Origin of the sequence: Streptomyces sp. 8L, from assembly GCF_020176795.1 — a bacterium.
GTDB lineage: Bacteria > Actinomycetota > Actinomycetes > Streptomycetales > Streptomycetaceae > Streptomyces.
In genome coordinates, this window is the sequence record NZ_JAIUKE010000007.1 from 25,963 (window position 1) to 43,661 (window position 17,699).

Consider the following 17,699-nt stretch of genomic DNA (forward strand, 5'->3'; position numbering starts at 1 on the left):
GTCAGTCGGCCTTCCGGGCATCCGGTGTCCGCGCCGCCGTGCTCGTATGCCGCTGCCGGAGACCGTCGAGACAGAGGCTCAGGCCGAACTCGAAGCGGTCGTCCGGGTCGGCGAGTACGGCGTCGACGAGCGCGGCGGTGACCTCGTCGGGGCGGTCGCCGTCCGGCAGCACGGTCCCCGACTTCGCTGACCGCTGCTCCGGGGTCAGCTCCGCCATGCCCTGCTCCTCGATGACGTGGCCGAGGACGAAGCTGAACACGGCGAACCCGCCCCACGCCGCGTCCCGCACGGCGAGGCCGTGATCGCGCAGGGCCTGGACCCAGGCGCGGCTGACGGCGACGGTGTTCTGCTCGGTGACGTAGGAACCGGCGACCACGCGCCCGCCGTCCCGGTGCGCTCGCAGCGTTCGCCTGAGCCCGTGGGCGAACTCGGCCAGCTTCTCGTCCCAGGTGCCTCCCGGCGAGGGTGAGCCCACGCCCGCGACGATCTGGTCGGCCATGGCCTCAAGCAGCGCCTGCTTGCTGGGGAAGTGCCAATAGAGGCTGCCGGCCTGGAGGCCCAGGTGGGCGGCCAGCTTGCGAGTCGTCAAGGCCTCCAGGCCCTCGGCGTCGAGCAGCTCCAGGCCGCCGGCGACCACATCACCGCGCCGTACTTGAACCATCGTGACCTCCTTCAGCAAAACCCTAACGTTGTTTGACTCTAACACGGCATGACTCTAACATCGCTCAAGTCAAACATTGCTCAAGTCGAACATTGTTAGAGTCTCGGTCCGCGAGTCATCGGCGGCGAGACGCGAGAGGGATGCGAACGATGCCGGAATCCCAGCTTGAGAGCCCCGAGGACACGAACACCGACACGGAGCCCGTTCCATGGCGTTGGTGGGTGCTGGGGCTGATCGCCCTGGTGCAGCTGATCCTGGCGCTGGACGCGTCGGTGGTGAACGTGGCCCTGCCGAAGGTGCAGGAGACGCTGGACATCTCGGACGCCTCGCGGCAATGGGTCGTGACCGCGTACGCGCTCACCTTCGGCGGTCTGCTCCTGCTCGGCGGCCGGATCGCCGACTTCGCCGGACGCAAACGCGTCCTGCTCACCGGCCTGATCGGGTTCGCCGCCGCCTCCGCACTGGGCGGCCTCGCCACGACGGCGTCGGTGCTCTTCGTCGCACGCGGGCTCCAGGGAGCGTTCGCGGCCCTGATGGCGCCGGCGGGCCTGGCGATCCTCTCGGTCACCTTCACCCGGACGAAGGGACGCGGAACCGCCTTCGCGGTCTACGGCGCGGTCTCCGGCGCGGGCGTGGCGATCGGCCTCATCGTCGGCGGACTGCTGACGCAGTACACGTCGTGGCGCTGGTGCCTGCTGATCAACGTGCCGGTCGGCGTCATCGCCGCGGTGATCGGCGCCGTCGTGCTCGCCGAGAGCAGAGCCGGAGGAAAGGGCCGGTACGACGTGCCGGGAGCGCTCACGGTCACCTTCGGCCTCATGAGTCTGATCTTCGGAATCACCAAAGGCCAGGAGAAGGGATGGACGGCTGCTGTGACATCGGAGGCGCTGATCGCGGCCGTGGTGCTCCTCGTCGCCTTCGTCGTGATCGAGGCGCGCAGCGCGCACCCGCTGCTGCCCCCGCGGATCGTGCTGCACCGGTCGCGCGGTGGCGCCTACCTGACCAGCCTGCTCTCCGGCGCGGCGCTGTTCAGCATCTTCTTGTTCCTCTCGTACTACATGCAGGGAGTCAGCGGGTACAGCCCCGTGCGCACCGGCCTCGCGTTCCTGCCGTCCGCCGTCGGCGTCGGTGTCGGCTCCGGAGTCGCCGGACGCCTGATGAGCCGGCTCGCGCCCCGCACACTGGCCGTCGCCGGGCTGGTCATCACCGCAGGCGGCATGCTCCTCCTCGCCGGCCTGAACGTCTCCGGCGGATACCTCGCGCACGTCCTTCCGGGCGAAGCGGTCACCGCCATCGGCTGCGGCCTCGTCTTCGTCATCGCACCGAACACGGCCATGACCCGCATCGACGAGACCGACGCCGGAGCCGCCGGCGCACTGGTCAACACTACCCAGCAGATCGGCGGGTCGCTGGGCATAGCCGTCCTCGGCGCCGTCGCCGCGAGCGGAACCAGCGCCTATCTCGCCGCGCATCCCGGCGGCATCCCCGCCGCCACCGTCCAGGGCTTCCACGACGTCTTCCTCGTCGGAGGCACCGCCCTCGCCGTCGGCGCCGCAGTCGTCGCGGTGCTCATCGGCCGCGGACCCGCGCGGTTGACGGAACACGACGGGTAGCGAAGGGCCCGGGCCGACCGAGCGGGGCGACCGGCGCGGGGCCGGCGCCGCCCGGCTCGGCACCGTCCGGACGCGGTGCCGCGGCGAGTTCAGCCCGGCTTGCGCCATACGGAGATGTGCTTCGCGGAGTCCTGGGTGAACGGCGCCCCGTCCCAGTCCCCGACGCGACGCTCCCTCTCCAGCCCGGCGATCCGCGCCATCAGGTCGAGCTCCGCCGGCCAGGCGTACCGGTGCCGGGACTGGTCTCGACGGTAGCGGCCGCCGTCGCCGTCGCGGGTGAAGTGATGTGAGACGAGCATCTGCTCGACCAGGTCGAAGGTGTCGAAGCCGAGATGCCGCTCGGAGACGTCGAACGGCACCGCGACCTGGCCGGGCGGCAGGAACCGCAGGGGCGGCACGGCCAGTTCGACGACGAATCGGCCGCCGGGCTCCAGATGACGTGCGGCGTTGCGGAAGCACTCGACCTGCTCGTCCTGTGTGAGCAGGTTCGTGATGGTGTTGTAGACGAGATAGACCAGGGTGAACCCGCCCGGGACGACGGTGGTGGCCATGTCCCCGATGACCACCGGGAGTGTGTCCTCGTCCAGCTTGCGGCGCAGCACCGCGGCCATGTGCTCGGACAGTTCGATGCCCACCACCGGCACACCGTGTCTTCGGAGCGGGACGCCCACGCGTCCGGTCCCGATGGCGAACTCCAGCGCCCGGCCGCGTCCGGCGAGCTCGGCGAGGAAGGCGACGGTCGGTCCGAGAACGGCGGCCGAGAACGTCTCGGCCTCCCCTGCGTCGTAGCGTTCGGCGGTCGCACGGCTCCACAGCTCACTGCTCGTCATGGACGGCCACTGTGCCGGGGCCGAGGGGCGCTGTCGACGCATTTACCGACGCCGCGGTGTGCGTGTCCGTATCCGGTACCTGCTGCACCCGCGGGTGCGCGTACCTCCGGCATTCGCACCCCGCTCACAGCATTGCGCCGGTGTTGCCGCGTGTTGCGTGCCGTTGCGGTCGTGTTGCGGTTCCCGGTGTCTCTTCCGGCCCCGGCCCGCGGGTCCTAGGGTCGCTCACACCGGACCCCGGCGTCCCGCGCGGAAGGCCGCGACCCCGTACGTCCCGTGCACTACGGCCGAGCACGTCGCCGTACCCGATGCCCGATCACGCCTCGGGCCGCGCCCCGCACACCGCGTCCCGGGGCGCCCGCCGTACGACACGACACTCCCGGCCCCGGAGAGGCGGCGGCCTCCCCGGGGGCGGGTCTCGCCGTCGCGGTCACGGTGTGACACTGCCCGCACGTCCGCGAAGTGGTGTGTGCGGGCGGCGCCATGGCCCTGGATCACACCCCGGTGCGAGCGGCCGGGCGGGACTGTTAGGGTGTCCGCCATGGACCCCGTGCTGCTGACAAGTCGACGTGTGATCGACTACGCGCGCGTCGCCAGCTGCCTCTGTCACTGACACGCGGCCGGGCGGACCGCCCGCTGCCGTCCTCCGACTCCGCACGGGCCTCTACCGGTAACCCGGGCTGCCACAGCCGTACTTGACCGCACGGCGCACACACCTCCCGTGGCGTCGCCGAACGCGGCGGTCGGTCGGTACCACCCCCGGCCCGTATCACCCCAGCCCGTGCCACCTCGAACACCCCTTGTCGCACCCCCGTCCCCTTCGCTGCGCGTACGCGGCCTTCCGGAGGTATTGTCATGTCCACTTCTTCCATAGCCGACGGGTCGCCGGAAGAGCCCCAGTTGCCACCGCGTCGAGGAGGAAGCCGCCGGCGCGTGATCTGGCTGGTGGCAGGCGCGGTGATCGTGGTCGCGGCGCTGGTCGTCGGCCTCGTCCTCGGGACCGGCGGCGATGGGGACACGAAAGCCGTCACCATCGGTGTCACCGACGGTTCGCAGCCGTACTGGAAGACGTTCTCGGCGCTCGCCAAGAAGAAGCTGGGCGTCACCGTGAAGTTGGTGAACTTCACCGACTACAGCCAGCCCAACCCGGCGCTGAAGGAGAAGCGGCTCGACCTCAACGAGTTCCAGCACATCCAGTACCTCGCGAACTACAACGTGAGCGCGCACGACGACCTCCAGCCCATCGGAGCCACGGCCGTCTACCCGCTCCCGCTGTACTCGCTGAAATACCACAACGCGGCGGCGCTGCCGGCCGGTGCCAAGGTGGCCATCCCGAACGACGCGATCAACGAGGCGCGGGGGCTGCTCGTCCTCCAGGCGGCGAAACTGATCACCCTCAAGGCAGGCGGCACGGCGTTCTCCAGCACCTCGGACATCGCGACACACAAGGTCGACGTGGTGACACTGGACGCCTCCCAGACCGCGGGAGCGGTGCAGAGCGGCTCGGTTGCCGCGTCGGTCGTCAACAACAACTACGCCACGAGCGCGAAGCTGTCGCAGTCGGACGCGATCTTCCAGGACGACCCGTCGAGCGCCATCGCCGCACCGTACGTCAACGTCTTCGTGGCCCGCGCCGCCGACCAGGACAACCCCACGTACCTGAAGCTGGCCGCCCTCTACCAGGACCCCTCCGTCCAGAAGGGCGTCCAGAAGGCCAACAGCGGTACCGCCGTCTTCCGCACCGTCGCACCGGCACGCTTGCGTGCGGAGCTCACGACGGTGGAGAAGCAGGCCAGGGCGGCGACGAAGTAGCCGTGGCCGAAGCGAAGAACATCACCGGCGGCGAGCCGACCGTCCGTCCTGACGCGGTCCACGTCCGCCTGGAGAACATCCGCAAGACGTTTCCCGGCAAGGGCGGGCGCGGCGAGGAGTTCGTCGCACTCGACGGCATCAGCGCGGAAGTCCGCAGAGGGGAGGTCTTCGGGATCATCGGGCAGTCCGGAGCGGGCAAGAGCACACTCGTACGGCTCATCAACGGCCTGGAGACGCCCACGTCCGGCACGGTGCGCGTGGGCGAGCACGACCTCACCGCGCTGACCGAGCGGGACCGCAGGCAGGTGCGGCGCGACATCGGAATGGTCTTCCAGCAGTTCAACCTGTTCCGGTCCCGGACGGTCGCGGGCAACGTCGCCTATCCGCTCAAGGTCGCCGGGACCGGACGGGCCGAGCGCGACCACAGGGTCGCCGCCCTGCTGGACTTCGTGGGCCTGCTGGACCGCGCCCACGACCATCCCGAGCAGTTGTCCGGAGGGCAGAAACAGCGCGTGGGCATCGCCCGCGCGCTGGCGACGGAGCCCTCGCTGCTGCTGGTGGACGAGGCGACCAGCGCACTCGACCCCGGGACGACCGCTGAGGTACTGGCCCTGCTGCGACGCGTCAACCGCACCCTGGGCGTCACCGTCGTAATGATCACGCACGAACTGGACGTCATCCGCGCCGTGGCGGACCGGGTCGCCGTGCTCGACGCGGGGAGGATCGTCGAACAGGGCGCGGTCTACGACGTTTTCGCGCACCCGAAGACCGAGGCTGCCGCGCGTCTGGTCGGCGCGGCACTGCGCGAGCGCCCGTCCGCGGCGACCCTGGAACGGCTGCGCCTGCGGCACACCGGCCGGATCGTCTCCATCAGGGTGCAGGACCGTACGGGCTTCCAGACCGACGTCGCCCGGGTGTTCCTGGACCACGCGGTCGCCGCCGAGATCATCTTCGGCGGCATCAGCGAACTCCAGGAACGCCCCATCGGCAGCCTCACCTTCGAACTCGTCGGCCCCGACGACGCGGTGGACGCGGCACTGGACACACTGCGCGGGGACGGCGTCGACCTGATCGAGGAGGAATCCTGACGTGCACGAATTCGTCGACAACCTGTCGGTCTACCAGGAGGCGATCCGGCAGACGTTCTTCATCGTCCTCGTCTCCGTCGCGGCGGGCGGTCTGCTCGGGCTGGTCCTCGGTCTGGTGCTGTATGCGACGAGGCCGGGGAACCTGCTGGCCAATCGATCGGTGTTCGTGGTGGTGAACATCCTGGTGAACGTCGTGCGGCCGGTGCCGTTCGTGATCTTCCTGACCGCCATCCAGCCGCTCATGCTGCACACCATCGGTACCACGATCGGCACCAACGCCGTGACGTTCGCGCTGTCGCTGTCGGCGGCGTTCGCCGTCAGCCGCATCGTCGAGCAGAGCCTGCTCACGGTGGAGCCCGGTGTCGTCGAAGCGGCCAGGGCGTCGGGCGCGCGCCGGATCGCGATCCTGGTGACCGTGCTCGTCCCCGAGGCGCTCGGTCCGATCGTCCTCGGCTACACCTTCATCTTCGTCGCGGTGGTGGACATGTCGGCCCAGGCAGGCCTGTTCGGCGGTGGCGGGCTCGGGGACTTCGCGATCACCTACGGGTCGCAGCGCTACAACTGGCCCATCGTCTACATCACGGTGGCCACCATCGTCGTGATCGTGCAGGCCGGCCAGTTCCTCGGCAACTGGCTCGCACGGCGCGCCCTGCGCCGCTGAGCCGCTCAGCGCCCCGCGCCGGCCCTCGGATGCCGGAACCCGGTGGGTCTTCGGCCGATGGGCGTCGGAGCGGGACCGGCCGGACGAGGACCGGCGCCCTCGGCACGCCGGTTTGCCATGTCGTGCAACGTGGGGCGCGCCGCCGTCGTAGAAGAGGTGTCCGTGTGACCCCTGCCTATGACGAGAGGTGCATATCTGTGAGAGCGACCACCGCACGAGACCCCGAGTTCAGTGAACGCGTGAGCCCATGACGTACCGAACTCGTACGCGGCGCGGACCTCTTGCCCTCACGCGCCCCGGGCCCCGGCCGGGGGTTCGGTGACCGGCACGCCCACGCGCCGGCAGCGTGCCACGCCGTCGCACGGCGGAGACATCCGGAACGGGACCTCCCATCGGCGCGCCCGCCGGCGCCGGGGGCCCCTGCTCGGCATCGTGGCGGCCGTGGCCCTGGTGGGCACCGCGTCGTTCCTGGTCAACGGGGCGCGGAGCGACGCGTCGAGCGGCCCGCCGCACGCTGCGAGCGAGACACACGTCACACCGTCCCGGTCGGCAGCGCGCAAACCGACACCCACACCGACACCGCCGTCCCCGAGCCCGACTCCCACCGAGATCAAGGTCCCCGCGACCGGTCCCGGCACGTTCGAAACCGCTCAGGCATCCGGTGCGAGAGTCGGCCATGGGGCGAAGCTGCTCCGCTACAAGGTCGAGGTCGAGGACGGCATCGACGTGTCGCCGACCCAGGCGGCCAACGAGATAGCGGACATACTCGGAGCTCCCCGGGGCTGGACCCGCAACGGGACCTCCTCGTTCCAGCTGGTGAGTTCGGAGCCCTACGACCTGGTGGTGAAAATCGCGACACCGGGCACGACCGACGCCCTGTGCTGGGCGGGGATACACCAGGACACCTCGGGCGAGTACGACTGCGAGGTACCGGGCGGGGTCGTGGTCAACCTCAAACGCTGGGTCAAGGGCTCACCCACGTTCGACGGGCCGATCCACGACTACCGGGCGCTGATCATCAACCATGAAATGGGCCATTTCCTGGGCTTCCAGCACCAGGCGTGCCCGGGGCAGGGAAGGCCGGCGCCGGTGATGATGCAGCAGATCAAGGGCCTGCACGGATGTGTCGCCAACGCCTGGCCCTATGACAAGAACGGCCATTTCGTCTCGGGCCCCCCGGAGCAGTGAGCGATGAACAGTTCGCGGTGTGCGCGGTGGGGAGTGCGCTCAGGCGGAGGACCGGCCGGGAACCGGCCCCGCGTGCGTCGCGTCCGGTGTTCGACGAAAAGATATTCGAGCGTCGTGCAACGCGGGAGAGGGCGGCGTCGTACAAGAGGTGTCCATGTGGCACGTGCCGACGCCGGAGGGTGCAGATCTGTGAGATCGACCAGCGAACAAGACCTGGAATTCAGCGAGTATGTGCGAAGGCGACGCACCGAACTCGTGCGCCTGGCGACCCTCCTGCTGTCGGGCGACCCGAACAGGGCGGAGGACGCGGTGCAGGTGGCGCTCACCCGCCTGTATCTGGCCTGGCCCCGGATTCGCCCCGACACCCGGGACGCCTACATACGCCGTTGTGTGGTGAACGCGACGATAGACGAACGGCGCAGTGTCTTCCGCCGCCGCGAGCAGGCCCACGCGGAGGTTCCCGATGTGGCCTTCGCCGAGCTCGACCTCGCGGACCACACGGGGCTCGTCGCCCTGCTCGCCACACTGCCCTCCCGGATGCGGGCCGCGGTCGTGCTGCGGTACGTCGAGGGGCTCGACGTGGCCGACACTGCGAAGGCACTGGGCTGCCGGGAGGGCACCGTCAGAAGCCAGAGCGCCCGCGGCCTGGAACGCCTCCGCGCCAACTTCGCCCGCCACGAGAACGCCTACGTCTGAAAGGTGCAGGACCACACCATGGAGGAATCTCCCGTGCAGAACATGATCGACGCGCTCGGAACGCTCCGTACCACGGCCGCACAGCCCGACCCCGGCACGGAACAGCTCGCAGCCGACGTCGCCCGCGGACATTCCGCGCTGAACCGCCGACGCCGCCTGCGGATCGCGGGCGTGGGCGTCACGGCCGCGGTCGCGGCGGCCGCTGTGACCGCCGCGGTGACCGGTCCCCTCGGTGGGCAGGCGCCGGACGTGGCGGCGCGGCACACCTCGCGGGTTCCGGTGTCGTCCGCGCCCGCGGTGCCGTCGAGCACGCTGGAGCTCGCCGCCTACACGGGCGCGCAGCCCGTCGGGTTCAAGGTCTCCACGCTTCCCAAGGGCTGGAAGGTGACCTCCGTCAGCCAGGAGGAGTTCGTCGCCGTGCCGCCGGGGACGCACGAGAGCCCCTCGCCCCAGGGTGACGTCTCCTTCGCCAACGGCATCGCCGTCATGCTCCAGGGGCTCTCCCGGTTCCCCGCCGGCGCGTCCCTCACGAAGGTGACCGTGCAGGGCAGGACGGGCCAGCTGGGGCTCACCAGCGACAAAGAAGCCACATGGCTGATGTTCCCGTCCGAGGCGAGCCAGAAGGTCCTGATCCAGGTGCCCGTCAAACTGGGCCTGACCAATGCGCAGATCGTCCAGTTCGCGCAGGGCGTCACCGCCACGAGCGACGCGAAGCCCGGCCTGGGCTGAGCGGCCGGCAGCCTGCTGCCCGGACGCCGCACGACGCCGGCGCCCGGGAGCGGCCCGCGCGGCGCCGCGGGTGGACCCGTTTTCTCGACGCGCCTGGGACGTCGCTGACCGGACGCCCGGGCGTGGTCTACGAGGAGGCGGCCGGAGCCGCACGGTGATCTCGACGATCGCCGTGCGGCTTTCGGCTTTGACGGACGTGTCTGTGGCTGGAGTTCAGGCCGGCGGGCGTGGCCTGTTCGAGCGGACGTCGCCACGACAGGCGGCTCGCACCGGACCGGCACGCGAACCGCTCGGCGCGGGCGCCGCCAGATCCCGGATCAGGGATCAGGGATCAGGGATCCCGGATCAGGGATCACGGTCAGGAGTCCCGGATCAGGGGTCGGGAATCCCGGACCAGGGATCAGGAGTCAGGGTTAGGAATTTCGGTCAGGAATTTCGGTCAGGGATCAGGCAACAGGGCTCAGTCGAAGAGCGAGAGGTCGACGGCCTCGGCGAGAGCCGCGTACCCCGCGTCACTGCCGTGCAGGTGGTCACCCATGTGCAGCCCGTCGCGGATGCGCGTCGGGTCGTCGGGGGCGCGCCAGACCGCGTCGAAGTCGAGCACGCCGTCGAAGGCACCGCTGGAGCGAATCCAGGCGTTGACCTGCTCACGCGCCTTGTCGCCGTCGGCCGAGTACATCTCCGAGCCCCCGTAGGGGGCGATGGTCGCGGCGTACGCCTTGGCGCCGTGCGCGCGGGCCCGGGAGGCAAGCTGGAGATGGGCCGCGACGATGTCGTCCACGGTGACGGGCGCGCCGGGAAACATGTCGAGGAACCCGGCCGTCTCCTCGGTGCGCGGGGCGAAGGAGAAGACAACGTCGTTGCCCACGGCGATAACCACGTGACCCAGACCGGGAGTCGACAGGATGTCCCGGTCGAAGCGGGCGACGGCGGCGGTGCCGATACCGTCGTTGAGGAGGCGGTTGCCCCCGATGCCCTGGTTGATCACGTAGGGCGTCGCCCCCTCTCGGGCCAGGAGCCGTTCGGCGAGCAGATCGGTCCAGCGGCGGTCCGCGCCGGGCGTGGAGCCGATGCCGTCGACGCGTGAGTCACCGAGGACGGCGATGGCTTTCGACGCCGTGGCGGTCTGCGCCTCCACGGCCGTGAGCAGGGCCCCCGCCGGCATCGGCGTGGCGTCCGCGGGAGTTGAGGCGTGCGGCGTGGCGTCGCCGGGGACGGTCCAGCCGAGTGCGTGGAAGGTCCCGTGGCAGGTGACGGTGTCGACCCGGCCGGGCAGGTAGAGGCTGATCACCAGCCGCGACAGGGCGGCGACCGGTATGTCGACGGGATCACTGAGCACGGGCGCTCCCGCCGGAACGGTCGTGAACGGCCGACCGCTGAACGTCACCGCTAGCGGGCTCCCCTCCCCGTCCCCGCCCTCGGAGCCCGCGACGGCGCCGGAGGCGGCGCCGAGGGTCAGGGGGGTCCCGCCGTACTCGTTGCTGATGCGCACGCGGACGCGGTGTCCGCCGCCGCTGACGCGCACGACCTGGCGCACCGTCGCGTTCTCAAGCGGCTCGATGGAACTGACCGAGCTGTCGGGCGCTTGCGGCGAGGCGCCCCAGGTGCGGACCCAGTGCTCGGTGGTTGCGGGTCGGGTGATGCCGGAAGTCATGATCGCCCCTCAATGGTCGATGTCGTGGTGCGCGGTTCGCCGGATCGTGGGCTGCTACCGCCGCGGGCTGCCGAGCCATCGGGCCGCGGCCTCTTCGAACGTGTCGCTGTCGGAGGCGTGTTCACCGCCCCAGGCCACGACACCGTCGGGCCGGATCAGTACGGCCTCCAGCCCGAGGCCGTCGCGTACCGGACCGGACGCGTACCGCAGGCGGCCCCGCCAGCCCTCGGCAGCGGTCCGCAGGCCGTCAGTGCCGCTGAAGTCGAGCAGTACGCTCCGGCCCTCGTGCATCAGGTCGCCGAGGTGGGTGCCGTCCTCGAAGCGGAAGTCCGGGGCCGTGCGGCCGACGAGCGGGTGGCCACTTCCCAGGTCGTAGTGGTGGAACAGCCCGGACGTCCTGCGGTGGACGTGTGTCGTCCCGGTGGGAGTGCTCATCAGGTCGAGGACCAGCTGCCGGAGGGCGGGAGCGTTGGGACCCGGCTTCATCGTCGCCACCTGGGCTCGCGACCAGTCGAGGACGGACGCGCCAACGGGGTGGCGCTCGCTGGTGTAGGTGTCGAGCAGACCGTCGGGAGCGTGGCCCTGGACGGTCGCCGCGAGCTTCCAGCCGAGGTTCATGGCGTCGCCCAAACCGAGGTTGAGGCCCTGACCGCCGAGGGGGGAGTGGATGTGCGCGGCGTCTCCGGCGAGCAGCACGCGCCCCTGGCGATAGGTGGTCGCCTGCATGGCGCGGTCGGTGAAGCTGGAAGCGAGACGAACATCGGTCAGTGTCACATCGGTGCCCGTGATGCGGCGCAGGACCGACTGCAGGTGCTCGCGGGTCAGCGGCTTGGAGCGGTCGAACGTGCCGCCGTCGAAGTCCATCATGCCCAAGTACCCCTCCAGCGGGGTCCGCAGGTACATGCCGTTCGGGGTCAGGTTGAACCCGAGGGGCAGCCGCTCGGGCTCGGAGAGGGCGACCTGGGCTATATAGCCGGTGAACAGCGGCTCGGTGCCGACGAAGTCGAAGCCGGCGAGCGTGCGCACCGTACTGCGTCCGCCGTCACATCCCACCAGCCAGTGCGCCCGGAACTCGCGTCCGCCCGCGGTCGCGGTGACCGTCCGGCCGTCCTGGACCACGGCCGTGACGGGCGCGCCCCGTACGATCTCCACGCCGAGCACGGCGGCCCGCTCGGTCAGTACCGAGCAGACCGCTTCCAGGCTGGTCAAAAAGCCCTCCATGGCCGGTCCTGGCAGCCGGTCGGGGAGGGCGGCCACGTCGATGTCCGCCGCGTCGAGGGTCATGCCCGCGAAGTGGCTCACCTCGCGCGGGGCCGGCGCCCGGAGGGCTTCGGGGTCCGCGCCGACCTTCTTCTCGTCGACGCCGGAAGCCTTCGTCATGGCCGGCAGCAGGCCGCGGCGGTAGAAGGCCTCGGCGGAACCGGCGTTCAGCCCCCGCAGCCCGAGCGGCAGTGCCTTCAGCGGGGCGCTGGGTTCCTCGTCCCGTTCGAGGACCAGGACGCGGCAGCCGGACAGGGCGAGTTCGCCGGCCAGGAACAGGCCGACCGGGCCGCCGCCCGCGATGATGACGTCGTGCATGAGAGCGTTCCTCCTGGAACCGGTGCGAGAGGGCCGGCCCGCCGGACGGGGCAGGTCAGCGGAGGCGGGTGAGGCCGTCGAGGATGATGGCGATGCCAGTGAGGAACTGCTCACGGTCGTCGTGGTCCACCATCTGGCCGGCGATGGCGTGCATGAACGGGTAATCCTCGGGGGCGAGTTCCTGCCACGCCATGGACGCGGCGCCGAGGAACTCCCCGCGGTCCGCGTCGGGCTCGACACCGGAAGTGTCGCCTTCGACGCGGGCGTTCTGGCTGACGGCTCCGAGGATGTAGTGCACGAGCGTGGAGGCCGCGTCGAACCACGAGGCCCGCGGCACACCCAGCGCGCCCAGCTGCCCCCCGATCCTCTCGAAGATGCCCACCGTCACAGGACCCACCGGGTTGCGGATGATCTGAAGCGTCAGCCGCGTGGCGAGCCACTGGTGCTCCGCGATCGCGTCGAACAGAGCCAGCGCCGCGGCGCGGATCTCGTCCGCGGGCGCCTCCCCGGCCTGTGCGGGTTGCGTCGCCAGCGCGCCGGTGACGACCGTCTCGGTCGCGGCGTCCAGGAGGTCGTCCCGTCTGCCGACGTGGTAGGAGATCGCGCCGGACCCGGTGGCCAGGCGCTCGCTCAACGCCCGGGTGGTCAGCACGCCCTCGCCGCCCGAGTCGAGCAGCTCGATCGCGGCCTCGATGATCTGCTCCCGGGAGAGCACCTGGTTGCGCCGCTGAGCCCGGCGTTCCGACGTTGTCACGCCTCCCATGATGGCACGTTTGGTGCGCTGTGCCAACTTGGTGCAGTGCACCAAATGGCGCACGGCGCGGCACTTCACTCGGCAGGCGCGCGGGAATCGGTACGGGTCGCACGCGCCGAGCCCGCCTGGTGGGGCCCGCCCGGGAATCGCCTGGGAATCGCTGCGGGTCACAGGTCGCGCCCGTCTGCCGGAGCCCGCTCGTGCAGATCGCACGCCGCGCCCGTCTGCTGCGGCCCGCCCGGAAACCGGGCTCGCGGGGCCCCGGAACCTGGACTCCGGTGTCCTGGAACCGAGGCTCGCGGTGTCCCGGAACGAGGGGCTGGCGATGCCCCGGCCCCGGGCTCGACGGGCGTGGCCTCGCCCGCAACGGAGTGCGCCTCGCGGCGGCCCCGGACGCGGGCCGGGTGAACCGATTTATGGCGGTCCCGTTTATTGACGCCGCATAACCGCAATGATTCACTTCGTCCCTGAGAGCGCTCTCTCGCGGTTGGGCCAGCCGCATTCGCCTTCCCCGTCCACCCTTCAGGGAGAGCCGTGTCCGTCATTCCCACGCGCCGTTCCGTCCTTCGCGGGGCGACCGCCGCTGCCGCGATACCGCTGGCCGGCGGCATCGCCACCACCTCGGCCTTCGCCTCGCCGCCCGCGCGCAGACCCGTCGATCTGGGCTCGAACGTCCTTGTCTTCGACCCGTCCATGGGCGATGCCGCGATCCAGGCCCGGGTCGACGCCGTGTTCGCCGCCCAGGCGTCCAATCAGTTCGGCACCGAGCGGTACGCCCTGGCCTTCAAGCCGGGGACCTACCACGTCGACGTCAACGTCGGGTTCTACACCCACGTCCTGGGACTCGGCGAGAGCCCTTCGGACGTCGTGATCAACGGGCATGTCACCGTCGACGCCCAGTGGTTCGACGGCAACGGCACCCAGGACTTCTGGCGGTCCGCCGAGAACCTGACCATCGTGCCGCCGGACGGCCTTGAGCGCTGGGCGGTCGCCCAGGCCGGCCCGCTGCGCCGCGTCCACGTCAAGGGCGACATGAACCTGATGCCGAGCCCGCCCGGCAACGGGTGGTCCAGCGGCGGCTACCTGGCCGACAGCGTGGTGGACGGCCAGGTGGACTCGGGCTCGCAGCAGCAGTGGCTGTCACGCAACGACACCATCGGCAGCTGGACCAGCTCCAACTGGAACATGGTCTTCGTCGGTGTCGAGGGCGCCCCCGCCACGTCCTTCCCCACCCCGCCGTACACCACCGTCGACCGCACCCCGGCCGTCCGCGAGAAGCCGTTCCTGACCGTCGACCGCCACGGCGACTACCAGGTGTTCGTGCCCGCGCTGCGCCGCAACAGCACCGGAACCTCCTGGGCCCACGGACCGGCCGCCGGCCGCAGCGTCCCGCTGTCCGACTTCCACGTGGCACGGCCCGGCGACTCCGCCGCCACCATCAACCTGGCACTCGCCCTCGGCAAGCACCTCCTGTTCACGCCCGGTGTCTACCCGCTGTCAGCCCCTCTGCTGGTGCTCCGGCCCGGCACCGTCGTCCTCGGCCTGGGCCTGGCCACCCTCCAGGCCGTCCACGGCAACTCGCTCATCGAGGTCGCCGACGTGGACGACGTCTCCGTCGCCGGCCTGATCCTCGAGGCCGCCTCGCCCAGGTCGCCCGTCCTGCTCCGGGTCGGCGACAGGTTCAGCAGGAGGAACCACGCCGCGCGGCCCACCGCGCTCTTCGACGTCTTCCCCCGCATCGGCGGCGCCGTCGCGGGCGGCACCGACGTCAGCATCCAGATCGACAGCGACGACGTGATCGTCGACCACGTCTGGGCCTGGCGTGCCGACCACGGCCTCGACGGCACGGTGGGCTGGTCGGTCAACCCGGCCGGCACCGGCTTCCTCGTCAACGGCGACCGGGTCACCGCCTACGGCCTGTTCGTCGAGCACCATCAGAAGTACGAGGTGCTCTGGAACGGCAACCACGGCCGCACCTACTTCTTCCAGAACGAGCACCCCTACGACGTCCCGACGCAGTCCGCCTGGAAGCACGGCGACACCAACGGCTACGCTGCCTACAAGGTCGGCGACCACGTCTCCGAGCACCACGCCTGGGGCCTGGGCAGCTACTGCTTCTTCAACCTCGACGCCGACATCTACACCGATCGGGCCTACGAGGTCCCCGACACCCCCGGCGTCGTCTTCACCTCGCTGATGACCGTCTGCCTCAACGACGCGGGCGGCGGCGGCATCCTGCACTGCGTCAACAACACCGGTGACCCCGTGCAGAACGGCTTCGGCACGTTCAACATGAAGAGCTACACGAACGGCGTCGCAAGCGTCTGACGGACAGCGGCCGTTACGTTGTCGGGCGCGGTCCGGTGCGAGCGGCTGCCCACACGGCTCCTTCACCGGCCGCGACGACACCAACGGCGCCGGCGATACCGGCGACCCCAACGACACCGACGACCCCAACGACACCGACCACACTGACCACGCGGACACCGACGGCACGCCGGGCTCCCGCGCACGGTGGAATCCATCGAGCGCGGCCCCGGCCGTGCCCGCTCTCGTCGCCGACCGCCACCGGTCCGCCGCCTCCTGCGGAGGGCCGCCCGACGCGACGTCAAGTCGGACCGTCGGCCGCGTGCAACGGCGACGGGTGTGAGCGGAGTCCGGGCGACGCGGGCGACCCGCGTGACACCGGCCGGGGCCGTAACCGGAGCGGCCCGCGACGCCTCCCGCCCCGGCCGCCGCACCCGCGCGCCCGGGCCGGGACGCACCGGTCAGGATCTCCGTGTACCGGGACGCGTACGGCAGTTGACGGGCAGGCGGACTCGACAAGAGGAGCACAACAGGGGTATTCCCCTGCCTTCCCCGTGCGATCATCATGGCCACACCGCTGTTGCACGACGGGGGGGAACCATGGACGAGCCGAGCTCAACGGTCTGCGCGGTGGCCGGTGTGTGGAGTGACATCCCTGGCCTGCTGTGCCCGGAGGAACGTGCGTCCTTCGAATCCGCCGTCGTCATCGCCCTGCGCGCCGTCGAAGGCGCGGAATCCGCCGAGGCCGGGCGGCGCGCCGCGGCCGGTCTGGCGTCGCTCTTCACGCGTAGGCCCGAGGTGGCGGACCGGTTCCTGGCAGAGCTGGCCGAGCTCGCGGCCGAGGACGAGGGCGGTTTCTCCGACGACGAGGCCGGGCCCGTCGTGCCGGGCGGCGTCCCGTACCTGCGCTCTCTGATCCTGACGGTCCTGTACGCCACGGACCGTGCCGCGGGGCGCGGGGCCGGGACCCCGCGGAACGCCGGGAGCGCGCAGACCGGTGTCAGCACCACCGGCGGGCGGCCGGGTTCTGCCTTCGGCGGGCGGCGTGGGCCTCTGGTGTTCGGAGCGGCCCGGGTCGGCGTGCCCGACGATCACCGGATGGGCGTACTGGAGAAGCCCGCCCGCTGGTCCCTGCGCTTCCGGGCAAGGCCGGCGAGGGACGTCCTGGTCGGCGACGTCACGGCACTGTCGCGGGAGGCCTTCGTCGAGCGGGCCCGCACCTGGGCGGGGACGGGCGCGGAGAGGGAGGCCGCGGGCGCCAAGGACGTGCTCGTCTTCGTGCACGGCTACCACGTGGGTTTCGAAGACGCCCTCACCCGCACCGCGCAGATCGTCTACGACCTCCAGTTCCCCGGCCTCGCGGTCCTCTACAGCTGGCCGTCGAGGGGCAGTGTGCTCAGCTACACGCACGACGAGAACAACGCGCGCTGGACCGTCCCGCACTTCCGGGAGTTCCTGCGCGTGGTCCGCGCGGCGGCGGGCACCGGCCAGGTGCACATCGTGGCCCACAGCATGGGGTGCCGGGTGGTGGCCGACGCCCTCGCGGACCCCGGACACGAACCGGGACCCGCACCGGAAGCGCCGCTCGGACAAGTGGTCTTCGCCGCTCCCGACATCGACGCCGAGGTCTTCCGCGACCTTGCCCCTGCGTTCGTGCCGAGGGCCCGGGGCTGCACGCTCTACGCCTCCTCCAACGACAAGGCCCTGGCCCTGTCCCGGCGGCTCGCCGGCTATCCACGGGCCGGCCAGTCCGGGAGCGGCATGCTCCTGGTGGACGGCGTGGACACCGTCGATGCCTCCGACCTGGACACCGGCCTGTCGGGCCACTCGTACATCGGGGACAACTCCTCGATCCTCTCCGACCTGTACGCGCTCGTCCGGCACGGGCACCCTCCGGCAGAACGCTTCGGCCTGAACGCGGTCACCCGCGCGGGCTCGGTCTACTGGAGGTTCCCGGCCCGCCGGGGCTGAGAGGGCCCGGCGGCCCGGCTGCCGCGGGGCGGGGGGGGGGGCCCCCCCCCCGGCGCCGGGGGGGGGGGCGCGGGCCGCCGCCCTGGACGACGTTCTCGTCCTGGACGAGGAGGCGGCCGCGCTCGTCCTCGGGCTCCAGGACCGCGAGACCCGGGAC

The 17,699-nt window shown here is 71.0% G+C and carries 14 protein-coding genes; 9 read left to right on the forward strand and 5 right to left on the reverse strand.

Translation table 11 applies throughout. The annotated features are described in order from the left end of the window. Position 1: 1 nt before the first annotated feature. Complete coding sequence (locus LCE31_RS00865) at positions 2-661, reverse strand: TetR/AcrR family transcriptional regulator C-terminal domain-containing protein (RefSeq protein ID WP_225011924.1); 660 nt, start codon at positions 659-661, stop codon at positions 2-4. Between the two features lie 149 nt (positions 662-810). Here LCE31_RS00865 and LCE31_RS00870 point away from each other — a divergent pair, with 149 nt between their 5' ends. Continuing rightward, positions 811-2,274 carry an MFS transporter gene (locus tag LCE31_RS00870; RefSeq protein WP_225011926.1) on the forward strand — a complete coding sequence of 488 codons (1,464 nt, stop codon included), beginning with the start codon at positions 811-813 and terminating at the stop codon, positions 2,272-2,274. 89 nt (positions 2,275-2,363) lie between these two features. Here the strand turns inward: LCE31_RS00870 and LCE31_RS00875 are convergent, their stop codons facing one another. Beyond that, on the reverse strand, positions 2,364-3,104 hold the full coding sequence (locus tag LCE31_RS00875) for a class I SAM-dependent DNA methyltransferase (protein WP_225011927.1): 741 nt from the start codon (positions 3,102-3,104) through the stop codon (positions 2,364-2,366). A 933-nt stretch (positions 3,105-4,037) separates the two neighbouring features. Between LCE31_RS00875 and LCE31_RS00880 the strand changes: the two genes are divergently transcribed. The 6 genes from LCE31_RS00880 to LCE31_RS00905 all read left to right on the forward strand — a co-directional run bounded on the left by LCE31_RS00880 (position 4,038) and on the right by LCE31_RS00905 (position 9,278). Then, complete coding sequence (locus LCE31_RS00880) at positions 4,038-4,916, forward strand: MetQ/NlpA family ABC transporter substrate-binding protein (RefSeq protein ID WP_225011928.1); 879 nt, start codon at positions 4,038-4,040, stop codon at positions 4,914-4,916. Between the two features lie 2 nt (positions 4,917-4,918). Continuing rightward, on the forward strand, positions 4,919-6,004 hold the full coding sequence (locus LCE31_RS00885; RefSeq protein ID WP_225011930.1) for a methionine ABC transporter ATP-binding protein: 1,086 nt from the start codon (positions 4,919-4,921) through the stop codon (positions 6,002-6,004). A gap of 1 nt (position 6,005) precedes the next feature. Beyond that, positions 6,006-6,665: a methionine ABC transporter permease gene (locus LCE31_RS00890; protein ID WP_225011932.1), complete on the forward strand. Its 660-nt coding sequence runs from the start codon at positions 6,006-6,008 to the stop codon at positions 6,663-6,665. Positions 6,666-7,097: 432 nt separating this feature from the next. Further along, a complete protein-coding gene (locus LCE31_RS00895) occupies positions 7,098-7,853 on the forward strand; it encodes a DUF3152 domain-containing protein (RefSeq protein ID WP_308042157.1) in 756 nt (251 codons plus the stop codon). A 189-nt stretch (positions 7,854-8,042) separates the two neighbouring features. Beyond that, positions 8,043-8,549, forward strand: a complete 507-nt coding sequence (locus LCE31_RS00900; RefSeq protein WP_225011935.1) for a sigma-70 family RNA polymerase sigma factor — start codon at positions 8,043-8,045, stop codon at positions 8,547-8,549. 18 nt (positions 8,550-8,567) lie between these two features. Then, positions 8,568-9,278 carry a hypothetical protein gene (locus LCE31_RS00905; protein WP_225011937.1) on the forward strand — a complete coding sequence of 237 codons (711 nt, stop codon included), beginning with the start codon at positions 8,568-8,570 and terminating at the stop codon, positions 9,276-9,278. 460 nt (positions 9,279-9,738) lie between these two features. On the opposite strand, the gene LCE31_RS00910 is transcribed toward LCE31_RS00905, so the two are convergent. From LCE31_RS00910 to LCE31_RS00920, 3 genes are read right to left on the reverse strand one after another with little or no spacing between them, the layout of a single operon-like run. Then, the gene (locus tag LCE31_RS00910) at positions 9,739-10,932 is read right to left on the reverse strand and encodes an SGNH/GDSL hydrolase family protein (protein WP_225011939.1); all 1,194 of its coding nucleotides are present in this window, start codon (positions 10,930-10,932) and stop codon (positions 9,739-9,741) included. 54 nt (positions 10,933-10,986) lie between these two features. After that, a complete protein-coding gene (locus LCE31_RS00915; protein ID WP_225011941.1) occupies positions 10,987-12,510 on the reverse strand; it encodes an FAD-dependent oxidoreductase in 1,524 nt (507 codons plus the stop codon). Between the two features lie 55 nt (positions 12,511-12,565). Beyond that, a complete protein-coding gene (locus LCE31_RS00920; RefSeq protein ID WP_263631252.1) occupies positions 12,566-13,273 on the reverse strand; it encodes a TetR/AcrR family transcriptional regulator in 708 nt (235 codons plus the stop codon). Between the two features lie 525 nt (positions 13,274-13,798). Between LCE31_RS00920 and LCE31_RS00925 the strand changes: the two genes are divergently transcribed. Together LCE31_RS00925 and LCE31_RS00930 are read left to right on the forward strand one after the other, a co-directional pair. Further along, complete coding sequence (locus LCE31_RS00925; RefSeq protein WP_225011945.1) at positions 13,799-15,592, forward strand: adenylyl cyclase; 1,794 nt, start codon at positions 13,799-13,801, stop codon at positions 15,590-15,592. Between the two features lie 579 nt (positions 15,593-16,171). Continuing rightward, entirely contained in the window at positions 16,172-17,542 is a 1,371-nt protein-coding gene (locus LCE31_RS00930) for an alpha/beta hydrolase (RefSeq protein ID WP_225011946.1), read from the forward strand. Positions 17,543-17,699: the final 157 nt, after the last annotated feature.